We start from the raw sequence: 19,560 nt of genomic DNA on the forward strand, positions 1-19,560 counted from the left end.
ATATGATAACCTAAGTTAAAATTTCTAAGTATAATAGCTTAAGTTTGTTGTAAATGCGTGGCGATCGTCTGCTACAAAGTTTCAAATTTTCTCGTTTTTCGTAGATAATCATAAATATTTCCAGAAAATAAATTATGTTGGGAACATAGCATTTCCTCAAGTAGTAAGTTATGAATTAGATGCTCTAAAAATTTACCGAAAACGATTGAGTAAAGCCCATGCAGTTTCGCTGGGAATCGGCTTAGAAAAAAAGTACCCTTGTCCGTATTCGCATTGCAGCGCCTGGAGTTGCGCCAGTTGCTCGACTGTTTCTACACCCTCTGCGATCGCATCCATAGCCAAACTGTGAGCCAAGGTGACGATCGTTCGCACAATTTCCAAACTGTCGCTATCGACGCCCAGACCTGAGATAAACGAACGGTCGATTTTTAAAGTATCGATCGGCAGTTGGTGGAGACGCGCCAAACAAGAGTAACCGGTGCCAAAGTCATCGATGGAAAGCTGAATGCCTAAATCTTTTAACTGTTGCAACATTCTCTTTTCGGAAACCATATTTCCGGCTAACTTGCTTTCGGTGATTTCCAGCTTCAAACTGCCAGGGTATATGCCAGTTTCCCGCAGAATGCGATCGATTTGCTCGATTAAGTCAAGTTGCGATAACTGGAAGCCAGATAAATTGACGCTCAAAGTCAAGGGAAATTCGGTTGGAAAAGCCTGCTGCCAAAAAGAGATCTGGCGACAAGCTTCCCGCAGCACATAGCGATCGATCCCTGCGATCAGTCCTGTTTCTTCTGCCAGAGGGATAAACTCGCTTGGGGAGATCGTACCTCTCTTGGGGTGCTGCCAGCGCACTAGCGCCTCAAATCCGCTAATGCGACTGCTTTTAAGCGCGACGATCGGCTGATAGTAAACTTGCAACTCGCGACGTTCGATCGCTCGCCGCAAATCTGTTTCCATCTGCAATTGCGCTACAGCACCTGTGTGCCATCCAGGTTCAAATATTGCATAACAAGCTTGTTTGACGCGCTTGCAAGCGTGCATTGCCGTATCGGCAGCTTGCAGGAAATCTTCCGGTCGCCTATATCCTATAGAGCTGAGGGCAATGCCAATACTGGCGCTGATGTAAACTTCGCGTCCATCCAGTAGGAAAGGTAATTGTAGAGCGTCGTAGATAGAATTTGCGATCTCGGTCACTTCCTCCTGTTGCTCTACAGGAGTAAGAATAATGGCAAACTCGTCTAATCCCACTTGCGCCACGAAAAATTTGAGATTTTGGCTCTTTTCCTGGCAATTGTATGGAAATGTTGATGTTGAATTGTCACAGAGGCGATCGATTTCTTTTAATTCTCTCCATTCTGTATTCTCAATAGCAGATTTGGATGGAAAATCTGCTTTTTCAAGTTCCAAGTTGTTAACGAGTAGGCATCCAAAATTGCTCAGGCAATCCTCTAAGCGACGAGCTGTGGCAATCAGGAGTCGATCGGCAAGCAGGTGTCCCAGGCTGTATTTAACTATCTGGAAGCGGTTCAGATTCAAAAACAGCACGGCAAATTTGCCATCCGGGACGGGGGAGAATGTTTCTGTGCTACCCTTGTTCCGTCTGGCAATCAAATTTCCCAGTTGTTCTAGGAACAAAGCTCGGTTGGGCAGTTTGGTGAGGGAATCGTAAAAGGCATAATAACGCAGTTGTTCTTCCGCTTGTTTGCGATCGGTAATATCGGCGATCGTAGCCACGTAGCCGGTTACTTTTCCATTTGGGTTTGTTTCGGCGATCGCCTGACCCAATACCCAAGTTACAATGCCATCCGGACGCGCAAATCGGTACTCGGATTTAAAGCACAAATTTTCTTTGGCTTCCCGATACCATTGCTTGAGTACGCGCTCTCGATCTTCGGGGTGTATCCCTTTTGTCCACCCTTCACCCAAAGCTTCTGCTAGCGTCAGTCCGGTAATTTCGCACCATTGCTCGTTGACGTGCAGGCAGTAACCTTCCGCATCTGTGTAGAAAATCCCGACTGGCGATACTTTTTCCAAAATTTGATAGCGACGTTCGCTCTCTTGTCGCTTTTGCTCTGCTCGTTTGCGATCGGTAATGTCGCGACTGACTGTGGCAATCGCGACGGGCTTATTTGTATCCGGGTCTTCGATCGCAAACGAGTTCTGATAAATTGCGATCGGTGTGTTAGTCTTCAAATGCCTAAAGCGATATTCTCCTTGCCAAGAGCCATTCTCCACGATTTTTGGCCAAATTCTCTTCTGATAATCTACCAGATCTTCGGGCATCAAGTAGTCGAATATTAATGTTTTTTTAACTTCTTCATCTCCATCAATTCCCAGGAGATTTTGGCCTGCCTTGTTAACGAATGTCACTTTTCCTTCTAAAGTAGCCAAGCTAATAAAATCATAACTGCTTTGAATAAGCGATATTAAATTTTGCTGTGTTTGCCTTATCAGTTTGCTCTCTGTAATGTCGCGGGTGATGTTCATAACTCCCATAATATCTCCATAAAAATTGCGCCAAGCTACTGAATAGATTTCCAGCCAACGCAATCCACCGCACAACCCCACGACGCGGAATTGCAATTTTCCTGTTTTTCCTTCACAAACTGATTGGTGTAGTTTTTTAAATGCCACGCAATCTTCTGAATGAATCAAGTTTATGACTGGGTTCCCCAAAATTTCTTCAAGTGATTTGGCTTCAATTATTGCTAGAAATTCTGAGTTTACTTCTACCAATATCCCATCTCGACTTACGAGCATCAAGCCTTCTGCGTGTTTTTCTATATTTTTTTTATAGGTTATGTTTTTACATGACAGCAAATTAGCTATTTCTTGATGGTTTGGAAAGCTCATAAATTTAATTTAGACTTGAGTCGTACCTTTGTATAAAGAAAAAAATTGACTTGATTTCCTGAAATAGACAACATTTTTAGGTGGATTTAGCACAAATTTTTTCTAAACAAATACTTTACCCTTCAATTATGAATTTGTAAAACTTCTTCTAGGAGTAGACTATTGACTGTGGAATTATCCTGCAACAATCGACGCTTCGCCCACTCGTTAAGTTGTAATTTATCCTGGTAATCGAACTGAAAATCTTTACCATACACAAAACCACAATTCTCAAGTTTCGCAATAGCAAAAGCTTTCGCCAAATATAGTACATCCATTTCTGGCATCAGATAATAATGATTGCGTAAAAGCCAGCGACAGCTATCCATATCAATATTCGCCAGTTGATAAAACGCTACGGTCAAAACTTCCTCAATACATTTAGGATTCGGTAAAACAGTCAGAAAGTTTTTCAGAGCAACTAGCATGGCTAAATTTTTTGTTTTGAAAACATCGATTGCTAATTCAATATCGAGTTGATAAGTACTGGATGCACACACGATCGCTGCTTTCTCCTTGAGCGCTTTCTGGCTATAGCTTTAAGTTAGAATCTAAATGTGAAGATTTTGTGAAGTTTAAATTTATTGATGTTAGTATCTGCTATTTTAATATTTAAATAAAATTACTTTCTATGAAGTATTTTTAAGGATTGCAAAATCTTCACAAATTCAAAATAATTTCAAATTATCACAGCTTCAGCCATTGAGTTGTCTGAATATCGATGATAGCAATAAGTCGCAAACAAGGCTCGTACCGAGTTGCGTTCACAAGGTAGTACAGCAACCGACTTGGCAGTCAGCACACAGCACTCAAGAAATCCCCGTTAATCTTGCCAATTCAAAATATTTCGGATCTGATTAACTAAATCGCGAACCCCAAAAGGCTTAGTGATGACTCCGGCTACGCCCAAATTGATAAACTGCTTTTGTTCGCTAATTTTTGCTTTGGCAGTTAGTAGAATAGTGGGGATGTGTTTGGTGCGATCGCTTGCTTGCAAATGCCCGAAAGTTGTAGGCCCATCCATATCCGGCATCATCACATCTAAAATAATAGCATCGGGTTGTTCGGCTTCAGCTAAAGCTAATCCCTCGCTACCGGAAGCGGCAGCCAAAACTTCCCAACCTCCTGCCGTTTCCAGAGAAAATTGGATAATTTCTCGTACACCATCTTCATCGTCAATGACTAAGATTCGCTTGGTTGTCATAGTTGTTTTCGTCCCTTACTGCAATCGGCAAAGTGAAGTAAAAACAGCTGCCTTCACCTAGAGTACTCTCAACCCAGATCGATCCACCGTGCTGTTGCACAATGCTGCGACAAATCGCTAAACCCAACCCCGTCCCGCCTTTTTTGCGCGAATCGGAGACATCAACCTGGTGAAAGCGCTCGAAAATAGTTTCTAGTTTTTCAGCAGGAATACCCCGTCCGCAATCTTTCACTTGGAATAGTACATTTTGGGGCATAAGGCATGGGGCATAGGGCATGGGGGATGGGTTGTGAGTGACTTGCGTTTCTGTTTGTTGCAATTCGACACTTAACCAAACAGTGGCACCGCTCTGGGAAAACTTGATTGCATTACCGAGTAAATTTGTCAATACTTGAATAATGCGATCGGGATCGGCATCAAACTCGATATTTTGGAGAGAAATTGATAATGCGATGCCAGCACGATTTGCCATCACCTGCATTAAATCGGTAGCTTTTATCATTAATTCCGCCGCATTGCAAAGCTGCTTGGACAAGCTAATTTTGCCTGACTCCAAACGTTCCAATTCCAGAATATCGTTGACGAGACGTACCAGACGTTCGGCACTTTCGGCAGCAATTTCAATCACACGTTTACCTTTGTCAGAGTGAGGGTCTACCAAACCGGTGGAGAGCAAGTTCAATGCACCGTGTATGGAGGTGAGAGGGGTGCGTAGTTCGTGACTGACAACGGAAATAAATTCATCTTTCATTCGTTCGATCACCTGACGTTCGGTAATATCTTCTCCGATACTTAAGGTGCCGATCGCATCGCCCGGTAAATTTTTTAGCAGGGTGTTATTCCAAGCAATTAGTTTTTCTTCGCCGGATTTGGTGAGGATATAATTCTGATAGTGGGGGTGAAAATCTTGTCCTAAAACTTCTTGAAAACATTTGTTTACTCGCTGTTTATCGAATGGCGGGATAAAATTTTCAACCCAGTCTTTTCCCAGCACTTCTTCTTGAGCGTAACCGGTCAAACTCAAAAAGAAAGGATTGACATAATCTACTTTGCCTGTGCTATCCAATCCTACTACCACCAAGCGCACGTTTTCTAGTAAACTGCGCCAACGTCGTTCCGCTTCCCGCAGCGTTGCTTCCACTTGTTTTTGTTGGGTAATGTCGCGAGCAATAGTGGAGAGCATTTTGACGCTGCTATCTGCTCCTTTGTGGGCGATAATCAGTTGGCTGACCGGCATTTCGCGTCCGTTGTAGCTTAAAACAGCCGTTTCGCCAATCCAAAGCCCATCTCGCATTGCAGCTGGAATGCCTTCGTTTTTAAGAATATCGTAAGCCCAGTCGGGATGACCTTTGGGGATGTCGAAGTTGGCAATTTCTACATTTTCGGGAATGCCCAGGTTTTTGCGGGCAGCTTTGTTGAAGTAAAATACTTGTCCATCGAGGCTGGCAGAAGAAACTAAGTCAGGCGTAGCTTCTAGAATGGCGATCAGTTTTGCGCGTTCCTCTTCTACTCGTTTGCGATCGCTAATATCGAGGACGAAAGCAATTGCCAGATCGTCATATCCATCCAACAAAGCACCGCCGATCAATACGGGAACGCGACTGGCATCTTTGCGAATAAATTCCTTTTCCCAAGGAGATCCCGCTCCCGTTATTTTCGCTCTTTCCATCGCCTGTCGATCGATATGGCTGTATTCTGGTGGGGTCATTTCATCCCAACGCAATTTTCCCAAACACAGATCTTCTCTCGTGTAGCCTACCATTTCCAGAAATAAATCGTTTGCTTCTGTAATCCGACCGCTGAAATCTGCAAAAATTACGCCCACAACATTAGATTCAAATAATCTTCTAAATCGAGCTTCGCTTTCTCGCAGTGCTGCTTCTGCTGCGGTACGCTCTTTGAGTTCTCGTTGCAGAAGATTGTTTGCCTGAGATAATTCTACGGTGCGCTCTATAACTCGCATTTCTAGTTCTTCTTTTGCTTGTTTGAGGGCTAACTCGGCTTGTTTGCGATCGCTGATATCCATGACTGTTCCCATCATGCGATAGGCTCTACCTTCCGTGTCGTAGAAAAATTTTCCTTTTCCTTCTATCCAGTGAATGGTAGCATCCGACCAAATTATGCGGTATTCCTGAAAGTAACTATCCCGACTCAACATAGCGCGATCGATCGCCTGTTGTGTAGATTCTCTGTCATCTGGGTGAAGGCGATCGTCAAAAGTTTGGTAACTGCCATCAAAAGTACCAGGTGCCAAACCGAATAACTTTTCGTGACCGCTTGACCAAGTGATGCAATTATTTAGAATATCCCAATCCCAAATACCTACGTTAGCTGCTTCCACAGCCAATCTCAGTTTTTCTTCACTTTTTTGCAGTGCTTTCTCTGCTTCTGCACGAGCGTTGCTAGTTCGCAAAGCCACAATACCGTAAGCCAAATCTTCTGCTAGTTCGGTTAGTAATTTTACTTCTGCCGCATCAAAAGCGTTGGGTTCTGCTGAATATATATTAATAGTGCCAAAAACTTTTTTATCGGCAATCAGTGGGAGAGCAATAGAAGAAGCATAGCCGCAACGGATCGCTTGCTCTCGCCAGGGTACATAATCGGGATTAGTTTGCAAGTTTTGTGCAATAAACACTTTTCCGGTACGAATTGCCGTTCCCGTGGGGCCGCGTCCTCTTTCCGTATCGGCCCAACTAATGTCGGCAGAATCTAGATATCCATCTTCGTATCCCGCTAAAGCGACTGGAAGAACGTTTTTGTTTGTGTCTTCCAAGGCAAATCCCACCCACACAAAACGATATCCTCCAACTGTTATGATGATCTGGCAGATATTATTGAGCAGCTCGAATTCTTCTGTGGCGCGAACGAGGGCTTGGTTGCAGCTACTGAGGGTTTTAAGGGCGCGGTTAAGTCGGCGCAGTTCGAGCTCGGCTCTTTTGCGATCGGTGATATCAAACATTGTCGAGTGAGTTGCCACAAAATTACCCATTGCATCTTTAATGCCAACTGCACTCAAAAGCACGGGTAGTACCGTACCATCTTTACGAATCATCTGGAATTCTAAATCTTTTGCCCAGCCTTTTTGTTTAAAGATATTAAAATTTTCTGCAAAGGTTAGCACGCTCTCAGGTGCGAGTAAATCAGCAAATTTAAGCTTGCCGATAACTTCGTCGCGACTGTAGCCCAACCAAATAAGTTCAGTATCGTTAATCGCGATAAAAATGCCGTTTTCATCTAGGGAATGATAACCGTAGGGAACGCTATTATATAGGTTTGGTATTTTTGCTTCGGCGTGCTGACGCTTAATTATCTGACCTTCTAACAGAAAGTAAACCACCAAAAAAATAGCTAAACTAACGCTGGTACCAGTTAGCAATACGCTCAGGGTGTTTTTAATCTGTAGTGCGAATTGCTGATTGTTCTGCTTTAATATTTGTCGCTGTTCGTTTTCTATGTGTTCGATCGTCGAGACAATGCGATCCTGAATTTCTTTTCCCGGATGTTTGCGCTCCTTTTGAATAGCAATATTAAAACCTTTTTGTTTTCGTAAAACGATCGACTCGTTCAGCAACGATCGTCTTTCGATAATCAAATTTTTCAGTTGAGCTAAGCGCTCTTTGCCTGCGGCTTCGTTGGCAAGCAATTGCTGTAGCTTATCTAATTGCTCGTCAATGGAGGAATTTGCCCTATTGTACGGTTCTAAAAAATTTTTTTCCCCCGTAATTATGTAACCCCGTTGTCCACTTTCAGCGTCCGTAATTTTCATCAAAATTTCTTCCAACACTACCAACTTGGCGTGGGTATTTTTTTCTCGTTTAACTATTTGCAACAATTCGATCGTGCTGCGATAGGAGGCTAAACCGACAGACAAGAGAGTCAGCAAATTCAGCAATGCTAACCCAAATCTGCTGTTGACAATTTTTTTTTTAAGAAACTGTTTCATGAAACGTCTCGTCAGATGTTTTTTGGAGAGGTCTAATGAGTATTAACTACTGGCTGTTAACTAATTTTCGTAGTTTGCGTAGAATTTTTGTCCTCTCCAGTCGGTTCAGGACGCGGGCGACTAGCTCTGGCCCTACAATTGGCTTACTCACGTAGTCATCCGCACCGGCTGCAAACACCCGATGTATAGTTTCGGCATCCGTGCGAGCAGATAAAAACACCACCGGTAAATCGTTCCAGTAGGCATCATTACGTACAACTTGGCACAAATCGATACCGTTAAACTCTGGCATTTCTACATCCAGAATGAGCAAATCGGGTGCAGATTGCGCCAAGACATCCCAAAATTGTTTTGGGTCATCCAGTAGGGTGAGCTGAAATCCCCAAGGTTCCAGTAAGGTAAGCAAAAAATCTAGCAACTGAGGGTCATCGTCTACAATCAGCAGATTTGCTTCCGGTGTAGTGGGTTGTTGCAAGAGTTCGGCTAAAACATCTATTACCTGACACGGAGATACTGGCTTGTGTAAAAAGCCGCGTCCCCCCAAACGAGCGACTTTAACGCGATCGACTAAATTATCGGTAGCAGTAAATACCAGTACAGGCAGTAGCGGCTGATATTTACTCAGTTCTACTAACAGTTCAAAACCGTTTTCCTGGGATTCGGGAAAAGAAAGATCCAGCAGCACAGCATCCGGTCGAGCTTGAGCTATTATTTGCCTAGCTTTGGCTAAATTTGTGGCAATTTCTGCCTCTATTCCCCTACCTTCTGCTTCTGAAATTAAAAGCTCGGCCAAATCCGTATCGTCATCAACAATTAACAGTCGCGCCGATGGAAAACTGAGGAAATTTTGAATTTTTAGTTTTGAGTTTTGAGTTAAAAGATTCGTCTGCTTTTTTGCTCTTTTGCTCCTCTGGTCTTCTGCTATCGTCTGGTTGTCTTGACTGAGTTGCAATTCCTGACGCAACTGCACAATTAATTTTTGCAGTTGCTGTATTTGGGTCTGCGGCAGGTTTTCTTGAGCTTGAAATATTTGTTCGATCGCACGAGAAAGGCTGTCAGCTCGCTCAAAGCCATAACTGCCTAACGACCCTGCCAATGTGTGAGCTTGTCGCTCTGCTCGGACACGCAATTCTTCTGTGAAATTATTTTCTACCAGAGCAGTTACAACTTCTTCTATGACCCCAATGCGATCGCTGTATTTGTGTTTATTTTTATCCCAAATATCGGCTAATTTGTTGGCGATTGTTAATGGTTGAATGTTGGCTGTTAAACAAGATGAAATTTTTTCTCTTTTTCCTGTTATTTTTTCGGTGCGATCGCCAGCATTTACTTGACAATAAATACCCGCTTTTTCGCTCTTTTCTTCTTTATCTTCTTCTGTTGATTTGAGCCGATATCCCAATCCGTAGATTGTCTCGATCAATTCGGGTGCGCCAGCTTTTTTGAGTTTCGATCGCAAACACTTTATGTGCGCTCTGACGGCATTTTCTGTGGGAGGTTCATCAAAAGACCACAGATGATCTAGTATAGCACTTTGGCTGAAAATGCGGTGATTGTTACGTAAAAATAGCTCCAATAGGCCGTACTCTTTGGCTGTAAGATGCAAGTGCTGACCTGCGTATGTCACCTCGCAGTTGCTGGGGTCAAGACGCAGGGAACCCCACTCCAGTACTGGCAAAGCGATCGAACTGCCTCGTCGCAGCAAAGCTCGCATCCTAGCCAATAACTCTTCCATGTTGAAAGGCTTGACAATATAATCATCTGCCCCCGCATCTAACGCCGCGACTTTGCTGGTAATGGCGTTTTGTGCCGTGAGTAGTAAAATGGGGGTGCGATCGCCCTGTTGCCGTCGCCGTTTGCAAAAACTAATACCATCCAGCTTAGGTAGCATTAAATCCAGCAAAATCAAATCGTAGTTTATTGATTCTGCCAACTCCCAAGCCGCTTGACCGTCATTAGCAACTTCGACTAAATAATGCTGACTTGTCAGAGCTTTCTCAAGTCCTTCCGCCAGACACTCATCGTCTTCTACCAGCAGAATTTTCACATCAAATTTTCTCGAAATAAGTTATTTTTTTAGATTACAGAATAATTGCTATCAAGGCAACTAACATTTTTGGTTGTCAAGACGTTTCATGAAATGTCTCTACAATGTTCCGGCTCAAATTTCAAAGGGGAGCAATCAACCGGGGTTACGTATAAATCCGTACATCCGTAGCATCCGTTTTCTGCATCGGGGAGAGCGGACTCATTTGTTTATTTGAGGTATTGCACAAGCCAATCATGTGCGAGGCGCACCACCTGTTCCAAAGCACCCGCTTCCTCAAATAGATGCGTTGCTCCGGGAACGATTTCCAGTTTCTTTTCCACTTGCAGCTGTGGCAGCGCCCTCTCGTTGATCTCAATTACTTGAGTGTCGTTTCCGCCTACGATTAGCAGCGTCGGTGCTTGCACTTTTGGCAGGGACGATTCAGCCATATCGGGGCGTCCACTGCGAGAAACAACTGCGCCGATGGCTTCCGGGAGTTCTGCGGCTGCCACCAATGCAGCACCCGCACCCGTGCTGGCACCGAAGTAAGCGATTTTGAGCTTGTGAGTATCAGGGTTTTGTGCAACCCATTCGGTGGCATCAATTAGCCGTTCGGCTAAAAAGTTGATGTTGAAGCGCAATAGTCGCTTTTGCTTATCTGTTTGTTCTTCATCTGCGGTCAGCAAATCGAACAGTAATGTCGCAAATCCCGCCTGATTTAGCTGTTGTGCAACAGAACGATTGCGAGGACTGTGCCTGCTGCTACCGCTACCGTGGGCAAATAGCACAATCGCACGCGCTCCTTCGGGTACGCTCAAGTTACCTTCTAGATCGATGTGGCCAGATCCTATCCAGATCGATCGCTCTTGAACCTTCAATTCCAAGGTGCTTTCCATAGCTAATTCTCAATGTGAGAGGATGATGAGCCATTAATTTTGTTTTGGCTATCTTACTTTTAAATTCAAGTGCAAAATTAGGCGCTGTTAAACAGCCTATATCAGCTCTAACTTGTCCAAGAAATAGCTTAAAAATTCTTGACAATTATTGATATTAGCTAACAATCCTTTATACCAAGGAAGATTTATTTAACTGACCGCTTCGCTGTGTTAATCTTAACAAGTAAGCACTTAATTAATAGCTATGGGAAAAAAACTTACTCCAGAACAAGAAGATCTGATTTCGGTTTATCAGGAAAAATGGGAAGGAATTGCCCTTTCTACTGAGCCAATAGATAAAATAAAAGCAACAATGGCGCTGGAGAACGCCGATCGTTTAATTCGTAAGAAAAAACCCAAACCAAAAATTATTTTTTTTGATAGCCCTTTCGCAGCTTTGAGCTATATAACGTCATTTATAAGCGAGCAACTGCAAAATACAACTACAGAAGAATTTGAGTCAAGTTTCTGGTCAAGTAGTCTGGCCATTAGAGATAACAGTGAACTGAATTTATGGGAGAAACTGGAAACAAAACTGTGGGCTTTATATTGGAAAGATCCCTATAACACGCAAGCAGAAAAAGTTTCTTGGAGAAGTTATCTGTGGCAGCAACTGAATGAAAAAATAGGAGATGAACTGTGCGAACAACTGGAAATATTGTTGGTCGAACAAACAGAACGTAGAATTTGGGAGCAAATGGAAGAACATCTAGTGCGAAAAATGATAGAATACATGGGAAGCGAACTAAAAAAAATCTTTCAAGCAAATATCGATTTAGAAGTTGAAGTGCCTTTATATAGTTTAGAAGATGCAGCCGATCGAATGCTGTCTGGATTAATCCACAATCACTTTTATCACGGTGCTATGCGTCTGTGGAATTTGAATTCGTGGAACAGTCGGGCTGCTTTTGTTGATTTTTGTTTTTCCGCATTGAACTGCGATGGCGATCGAGAAAAATGGCTTCTATTTCAATCGCTAGTTAAAGAATGTAACTGGGTGTTTCCATTAGAAAATCTTTTCCTAGTGTGCGATCGCCCCCGCATTCTTGACTTCGATAACCAACAACGCCTGCACGCCGAAGGTGACCCGGCTATTCAATATGCCGACGGTTTCAGTATCTACGCCTATCATGGTGTTATCTTACCTGAAGAATACGGCAAACTGCATCCGGATCGATGGCAAGCTGAGTGGCTTTTATCTGAGAAAAATGCTGAGTTGAGGCGAGTGCTAATTCAGGGAATTGGATATGCGAGAATTTGTCAGGAATTGCAACCTGTAGAATTAGACAATTGGCAAGAATATACATTGTTAAAAATTGATAATGATGTAGATATAGAGCAAATTTATATGTTAAAAATGACTTGTCCGAGTACGGGGTACATTCACGCTTTGCGAGTACCGCCGAATATGCGATCGGCTAGAGAAGCGATTAAATGGGTAAATTGGGGAATCGACCCACAAGAGTTTTCTGTGCAAACTTGAAAAAGAGAAATTTCAACGGAAAATTTCATAGTTTCTTGGATAGGAGATTAGGTTATGGCAGAAAATAGCGATCGACCAACAGACTTCGATGCCGTGTTGGGAGGACAGACTCCACCGCCAGTGGGAGGCGTAGTTTTAGGAGGAATGGAAGGATTGCGGCGACGTTTCGCTGCTTCTATTGTCGAAGAACGAGTAGCAGTTCTTTCTGATGCGCTCAATTACGGAGATGCAGGCATAGATTTATTGATAGAAGCAATGAACGATCGAGAAATAATCGTTAGAGTCACTGCTTATAAATTATTGGAAAATGTATCTGCGGCTAAAGCTAAAAAAGCGATCGCCAGAGGGATACCCTTAAACATAGGCGACAGGATTTACAGCGTTTACGAGTCAGATATTTCTTACGGCGATGATTTATATTACATTACAGATTCAATTAATCAATATTACGAGCAAGAACATCCTCTTTACAAGCCAGGGAACGAGGACGGCGATCAAAATTTATACTACATCACGAATGCAGAAGATGCAATGTTTAAATATTACGATGACTGCGAACCAAAATTAATCTCTCGTTATCTTTTCAAAGACAGTGCTGAAGTTGAGGCACAGGAAATTCATCAAGAGAGAATGATGGAAGTTGATATTTCTACTATCGATCCAGAATACCATAATGAGAATTTCAATATTAATGACTGGTGTGCGTAAAATGCAAGCGATGTAGTTTGTCAACGTTATGATTATGAAGAAGATTGGGAATTTAAAAATCGGCTAATAATCAGATTGCAAAATGACAAGAAAGTGGAATTGCTTGGACAATTGTGGCAATATCTGGGATATGGAAAGCTTGCCTTTGTGCATGAAGATATCATCAACAAGAAAGCGTACTTCAAACCTCAAGTAAATTTCTGATGAGAGCGACGATCGCAACTAATGATAAACTATAGCAGTATGGCTGAGGGAATTAGGCAATGGCAGAAAATTCTAATCAACCAAGAAATTTCGATGCCGTTTTAGGAGGACAAACTCCACCACCAATGGGAGGCGTAGTTTTAGGAGGAATAGAAGGATGGCGGCGACGTTTCGCCACTCCCATTATCGAGCAAAGAATAGCAGTTATTTCGGATGCGCTCAAATATGGAGATGTAGGCATAGATTTATTGATAGAAGCAATGAACGATGCGGCGCTGCTTGTGAGAGTTACTGCTTATAAATTATTGCAAGGTTTATCTTCTGCCAAAGCTCAACAAGCCATTGCCAAAGGGATTTTGTTGAATGAAGGAGACAGGATTTACAGCGTTTACCAATCAGCAATCTATTACGGAGACGACTGGTACTACATCAACGATTCTATAAGTGAATTCTATGCGGACGATAGTTACCTCGATCCTCAATTTGTATCACGCCATTTTTTGAGAGAAACTGCTAAAGTGGAAGCCGAACTGTTCCATAAAGTGAGATTGTTGGAAATAGATGTTTCTGGATTATACAGGGAAAAGTGGTCTAACTATAATATCGATAACTTCGCTCTCAATCAATGGTGTGCAGACAACAAATTGTCTTTGTTTTGTCAAGCTAATGAAGATCGGGAAGCTTGCCTAGAAAGATTGGTCAACACTCTCGATCGGAACCAAAAAAAAGAATTATTGTTAAAGTTATGGGATGATTTTGGAAAAAATACAAACATCGATATAAATGAGTGGTGTGCAGAGAATCGAGTCACTTTAGTTCGGCAAGAGGACGAGCAAGCACGGCAATTTGAAAACAGAGTCTTTAAAAAGTTTCAAAATGATAAAAATTCGGAAATACTTAACGAAATTTGGCAATTGATTGGTTTTGGTCGTCGGCTTGCTTTCGTCCACGAGGAGATTGTCAGCCAAGAAACCTATTTCGATACAGGAGTAAATTTCTGATGCTCGCGATCGCAACTAATGATAAACTATAGCAGTATGGCTGAGAGAATTACGCGATGGCAGAAAATTCTAATCAACCAAAAGAATATGACGCCGTTTTAGGAGGACAAACTCCACCACCAATGGGAGGCGTAGTTTTAGGAGGAATAGAAGGATGGCGGCGACGTTTCGCCACTCCCATTATCGAGCAAAAAATAGCAGTTCTTTCGGATGCGCTCAAATATGGAGATGCAGGCATAGATTTATTGAGAGAAGCAATGAACGATGCGGCGCTGCTTGTGAGAGTTACTGCTTATAAATTATTGCAAGGTTTATCTTCTGCCAAAGCTCAACAAGCCATCGCCAAAGGGATTTTGTTGAATGAAGGAGACAGGATTTACAGCGTTTACGAATCAGTAGTTTCATATAACGACAGTTGGTACGAATTTATAGAGTTTATTGAAGAAGAGGAAGAAGAGGAAGAAGAGGAAGAAGAGTATGAGCGGCGTGAACCTAAATTAATTTCCCATCATCTCTTTAAAGGCAGTGCAGAAGCAGTTGCGAAAGTTCATCATCAGTGGCGAGTGATGGAAGAGGATATATCTTCTTACGGTTGGTATGGCAGTTACTACAGAAGGGGTAATTTTAATATAATTGAGTGGTGTAAAGCTAATAATATTTTAGTCAGCTTGCCTGGTGAGAGTAGATCGGAATTTAGGGAAAGGATGACTAATAGTATTACCGCTAGCCACAATCGGGAAGATTTTAGGTTAGATGAAGTACAGGAGCTAATTAGGAAAGAATATGAGAGGGACGATTCTGAGGTAGAAAACTGTTGGGAAGTACGGGTGGAATTAGAGCAAAGGGTGGTGGAACTTCTGAAAGCGAGCCAAAATTATGAGTTGCTCGGAGAGCTTTGGGTAGAAAGTGTTGGTAATTTTGCTTTCGTCCGCGAAGAGATTATTACTCAAAAAATATACTTTACGGGGGATCTATAATGCTAGGACTCAGTATTACAGCAATTGGAATGCGATCGCTCGCAGAGTGCCTAGAAATTTTTGAGAAACTCCGCGAACCGATGAAGCTGGATTATTTAGAATTAGCAATAGGCAGCATTTGCTCTGTAGATTTTGATTACTCAGGAATACCGCTGATTTTGCACGATTCTTGCCTTTACAAAGACGGTGTGCGATCGCGCCTTAGTTTGTTGCATCAGAAAACCTGGAAAACTTACTCAGATTTCATCGCCAATCATGATGTTCGCGCCGTCTCAATTCATCCGCCGCTTCAGCGCGAATGCAGCAGACAAGAGTTAGAAACTGCTTTATCCCAACTTGAAAAAACTTTGCAAGTTCCCGTTTATCTAGAAGTTATGCCGTCTCCAGAATATTGGTGTTCGAGTTGGGAAACTCTAGTCGATCGTCCCTTGTTGGTAGATGTTTCTCATGTGCTAATCTGGTTTACAGGCGACCGAGAACTCACAAAACAAACTTGCTTGTCAATGCTAAACTCAAAAGCAGTAGGAGAGATTCACTTGAGTCACAACAACGGACGTTCTGACGCTCACGATCTCATACCTACAGATGTTTGGTTTAGCGATTTGATTGAAAACTGGAACGAAAATTATTTTGTAACGTTTGAAAGCCTTGCTGTTGAGCATTCGCAATATGAAAGATTAGATAAACGCAAACCAAGAAAAATAGCTGTTGATTCACATCTTACATCACGAGGCTGAGCCTCTGTATTTTCGTTCCCAGGTTCAACCTGGGAACGAGTTAAACGAGTTGTCCGGTAACATCGGTTGCACAAAAAATTGCTTTCTTATCTGCGTTTATCTGCGTTTATCTGCCTACATCTGCGGTAAAAATTTAACCCCCGATTCCCACAGATAATGTTTCGCATCACTCATGTACTACCGATGCAACCGGACGCGATATTAAACAAAGGAGGAAAAAGATCGCATTGTCAGCGCGATCGAGCAAAACTACTTGCATTCCCAAGTCTGACTAGCTCATATTTGTATTGAGAGTCAGAAAAGTTCGATCGCAAATCTCTACCGATGGCAATAATTATGTTTGAATCAGGACAGATACTGCAAGAAAGATACCAATTACAACAGCAGCTCGGACATACTGGTGCAGGTAGGCACACTTGGCTAGCTCTCGATCTCCATTCTCCACCACCGCACGAACAAGCGATCGTCAAATTACTCGCCTTCAGTCCCCAGATGCAGTGGGAAGAACTGAAATTATTTGAAAGGGAAGCCAAAATCTTACAAAATCTCAATCATCCTCGCATTCCTCGCTACCGCGATTATTTTTCCTTAGATAGACAAGCAGGTGGAGGTTTACCCTGGTTTGCTTTGGTACAGGATTACATTCCCGGCGTTACCCTGCAAACACTTTTGGATAAGCGACACACTTTTTCGGAAGATCAAGTGCGCCAAATTGCCGCAGAAGTTCTGGATATTCTCATTTATCTACACGAATTGAATCCACCCGTGTTGCACCGAGATATTAAGCCCAGCAACTTAATTTTGGCAGAAAACAAGCAAGTTTATTTAGTTGATTTTGGTGCTGTGCAAGAGAAAGCCGCAGTGACGGGAATGACATTTACCGTTGTGGGAACTTGCGGTTATACGCCGATCGAGCAATTTTGGGGACGGTCGGTTCCCGCTTCGGATCTTTATGCTTTGGGTGCGACATTAATACACCTTTTGACTGGGACAGTTCCTACCGATTTACCGCATCAGGATTCGCGCATTCACTTTGCCGATCGCGTTAATATAACTCCCAGCTTTGGGCGTTGGATTGATAAACTTACAGAACCGGCAGTGGAAAAGCGCTTCCCATTCGCCCGCGAAGCTTTGCAAACACTTGCATCCGGGCTGGTTCCCGTTAATCCTCACAAAATCCGCAAGCCAAGACAAACTTGGCAACGGCGCAAAACTAGCGCCAAATTAGCTAAATCCAATCAAGTTCGGGCAAATGGGATCGTTTTGTCTAACGGATTGGGATTAATTTTCTTGGGAGGTTGCTTTACGATCGGCATCATGATGACCCTGTTCTTCGGTTATTCTGGCGTTAATCCTGCCATTCTCAACGCCCCAGCCGTGAAAATTTTTCTCTTCACCCTCTACGTGCTTGCCTTCGCCTGTTTTGGCGGTGCAGCATCCCTAATCACCATTGCTTTGGGCGGTTTCCTAAAAATAATCAAGGATAGAAGAAGTTAGAGCTTTTTATCTTGAGATTAATTAACATTTGGGCAAAGTGCGATCGCAAATGCTACTTTTGTGGCAAACATAGTAGTTAATCGTGTTTGCCTACGACAAGAAGAGCGGTACACCTACGGCACGCTAAGTCAACGCAGCGAGTATCATTATGAGCAACTTCCCCGATTTTTCTAGCCACGGCTATCAAATTGAACGAGAACTCGGCCACAATCGCGCCTGCGGTCGAGTCACGTACCTGGCAATTGACACAAAAACACATTTGCCTGTAGTCATCAAACAGTTTCAGTTTGCCCAATTCAATGCGAGTTGGTCGGACTACGACTCTGTGAATCGAGAAATTCAAATGCTGCGGCAACTGAATCATCCCAGCATTCCACGTTATCTCGATTCCTTCCAAACCACAGCGGGCTTTTGCTTGGTGCAGGAATACAAACAAGCGCCTTCTTTGGCGCAGTCGCGTTTATTTAATGTTGAAGAAATCAAGCAGATTGCTGCTGCTGTTTTGGAGGTTTTAATTTACCTGCAACAGCAAATCCCATCGGTGATTCATCGCGACATTAAACCTGAAAATATTTTGGTCGATCGCACTTACGATCGCGATCGACTCAGCATTTACCTCGTCGATTTTGGCTTCGCCCGCAGCGGTAGCGGAGAAGTTGCCCTCAGCAGCGCAGTCAAAGGCACCTTGGGATTTATGCCGCCAGAACAGCTATTCAACCGCCAGCTGACAGAAGCCTCTGACCTCTACAGTCTGGGTGCTACCCTAGTTTGCTTGCTGACAAACACAAAATCAACAGAAATCGGTAACTTAATCGACGAAAATTACACCATCAACTTCAAACATCTGCTACCAAATCTAAGTCAGCCTTTTATTAAATGGCTGGAAAAAATGGTAGCACCCAACCTCAAAAACCGTTTTGCCAATGCCGCTGCTGCTTTGGAATCACTCCGACCGATCGATGTTGTCCGCAACAACACAACAGCAAGTCTGGCAAGTGCCGGCAAACCAAGTCGGGGAAAAACTTCGATCCATTTGACTATGTTCGCTTGCTTCCTCGGCTTGTTCAGCACGAGCTTGCTAATTTTCACTTTATCTAATCATAAAAAGTTGGCAATTCCTCAAGATGGCTTCCGGCAGTTGCTGGTGACTAATGAATGTTTCCGGTGCGAACTAACTGGTGCTGACTTGAAACAAATTAACTTAAGCAATGCCAAGCTGGCATATGCGAAGTTAGACGGTGCCAACTTAACGGGTGCCAATCTCAGGTATGCCTATTTAGAGGGTGCCAATTTAGGAGATGCCAAGTTAGCATACGCGAATTTAGGCGGCGCGAAGCTATCTTATGCTAATTTAGGCGGTGCCAATTTAATCGGTGCCAAGCTATCTTATGCCAACTTGGAAGGAGCCAATTTATTAGGTGCAAAGTTAATGGGCGGTAAGCTTGGTTATGCCAATTTAGTCAGTACAAATCTAAGTAATGCCGATCTCACCGGTGCTTACCTATGGCGTGCCAAATTAGGCTATTCCTACTTAAATAATGCCAACTTGGAACGTGCCAATTTAGAAGGTGCCCAACTGAACGATTCTAAGCTTGAGGGTGCGGACTTGGCTGCTGCGGACTTAAGCGATGCCAATTTAGAACGTGCCGACTTAAGGGGTGCGGACTTGGAAGGTGCCAACCTAGAGGGAGCCATTTTGGAAGAAACTAAGCTATGGGGTGCTTATTTGGAAGGTGCCAATTTAGCTAATGCCGATCTTAATAATGCCGACCTCAGAGCTGCTAATTTAAGCGGTGCTAATTTAAGCGGTGCTTATCTGCGCGGTGCGAATCTCCGAGGTGCCAATTTAATCGGTGCCAATCTCCAAGATGCTTATCTGGCAGATGCTAATTTGAAGGGTGCAACAATGCCCGATGGCTCGGTTCATAAATAGATGGTTTTTCTCGATTG

Annotated in this window: 13 protein-coding genes; 7 read left to right on the forward strand and 6 right to left on the reverse strand. The window is 43.2% G+C overall.

The genetic code is table 11. The features are described 5' to 3' along the window. Positions 1–192: 192 nt before the first annotated feature. The 6 genes from ACE1CD_RS25540 to ACE1CD_RS25565 form a co-directional block, all read right to left on the reverse strand. On the reverse strand, positions 193–2,853 hold the full coding sequence (locus ACE1CD_RS25540; protein WP_374826661.1) for an EAL domain-containing protein: 2,661 nt from the start codon (positions 2,851–2,853) through the stop codon (positions 193–195). 122 nt (positions 2,854–2,975) lie between these two features. Then, positions 2,976–3,392, reverse strand: a complete 417-nt coding sequence (locus tag ACE1CD_RS25545; RefSeq protein WP_374792777.1) for a hypothetical protein — start codon at positions 3,390–3,392, stop codon at positions 2,976–2,978. A 323-nt stretch (positions 3,393–3,715) separates the two neighbouring features. Next, positions 3,716–4,096 carry a response regulator gene (locus ACE1CD_RS25550; protein ID WP_374792779.1) on the reverse strand — a complete coding sequence of 127 codons (381 nt, stop codon included), beginning with the start codon at positions 4,094–4,096 and terminating at the stop codon, positions 3,716–3,718. Continuing rightward, positions 4,068–8,039: a PAS domain S-box protein gene (locus tag ACE1CD_RS25555; RefSeq protein WP_374826662.1), complete on the reverse strand. Its 3,972-nt coding sequence runs from the start codon at positions 8,037–8,039 to the stop codon at positions 4,068–4,070. Before ACE1CD_RS25555 ends, ACE1CD_RS25550 begins: the two co-directional genes overlap by 29 nt. 46 nt (positions 8,040–8,085) lie before the next feature. Then, positions 8,086–10,086, reverse strand: coding sequence for a response regulator (locus ACE1CD_RS25560; protein ID WP_374826663.1), 2,001 nt, complete (start codon positions 10,084–10,086; stop codon positions 8,086–8,088). 209 nt (positions 10,087–10,295) lie between these two features. After that, a complete protein-coding gene (locus ACE1CD_RS25565) occupies positions 10,296–10,964 on the reverse strand; it encodes a dienelactone hydrolase family protein (protein WP_374826664.1) in 669 nt (222 codons plus the stop codon). A gap of 244 nt (positions 10,965–11,208) precedes the next feature. On the opposite strand from ACE1CD_RS25565, the gene ACE1CD_RS25570 reads away from it, so the two are divergent. From ACE1CD_RS25570 to ACE1CD_RS25600, 7 genes are all read left to right on the forward strand, one after another. Next, a complete protein-coding gene (locus tag ACE1CD_RS25570) occupies positions 11,209–12,486 on the forward strand; it encodes a DUF6745 domain-containing protein (RefSeq protein WP_374792787.1) in 1,278 nt (425 codons plus the stop codon). Between the two features lie 54 nt (positions 12,487–12,540). Next, positions 12,541–13,194: a hypothetical protein gene (locus ACE1CD_RS25575; RefSeq protein WP_374826665.1), complete on the forward strand. Its 654-nt coding sequence runs from the start codon at positions 12,541–12,543 to the stop codon at positions 13,192–13,194. Positions 13,195–13,457: 263 nt separating this feature from the next. Continuing rightward, positions 13,458–14,399, forward strand: coding sequence for a hypothetical protein (locus ACE1CD_RS25580; protein ID WP_374826666.1), 942 nt, complete (start codon positions 13,458–13,460; stop codon positions 14,397–14,399). Positions 14,400–14,455: 56 nt separating this feature from the next. Continuing rightward, the gene (locus ACE1CD_RS25585; RefSeq protein ID WP_374792792.1) at positions 14,456–15,376 is read left to right on the forward strand and encodes a hypothetical protein; all 921 of its coding nucleotides are present in this window, start codon (positions 14,456–14,458) and stop codon (positions 15,374–15,376) included. Next, on the forward strand, positions 15,376–16,113 hold the full coding sequence (locus tag ACE1CD_RS25590) for a hypothetical protein (RefSeq protein WP_374792794.1): 738 nt from the start codon (positions 15,376–15,378) through the stop codon (positions 16,111–16,113). The genes ACE1CD_RS25585 and ACE1CD_RS25590 overlap by 1 nt, the downstream gene beginning before the upstream one ends. 324 nt (positions 16,114–16,437) lie before the next feature. Then, positions 16,438–17,610, forward strand: coding sequence for a serine/threonine protein kinase (locus tag ACE1CD_RS25595; protein ID WP_374826667.1), 1,173 nt, complete (start codon positions 16,438–16,440; stop codon positions 17,608–17,610). Between the two features lie 148 nt (positions 17,611–17,758). Beyond that, positions 17,759–19,543, forward strand: a complete 1,785-nt coding sequence (locus ACE1CD_RS25600; protein WP_374826668.1) for a pentapeptide repeat-containing protein — start codon at positions 17,759–17,761, stop codon at positions 19,541–19,543. The last annotated feature ends 17 nt before the right edge of the window (positions 19,544–19,560 follow it).

Source organism: Aerosakkonema sp. BLCC-F183 (genome assembly GCF_041929145.1).
Lineage (GTDB): Bacteria > Cyanobacteriota > Cyanobacteriia > Cyanobacteriales > Aerosakkonemataceae > Aerosakkonema.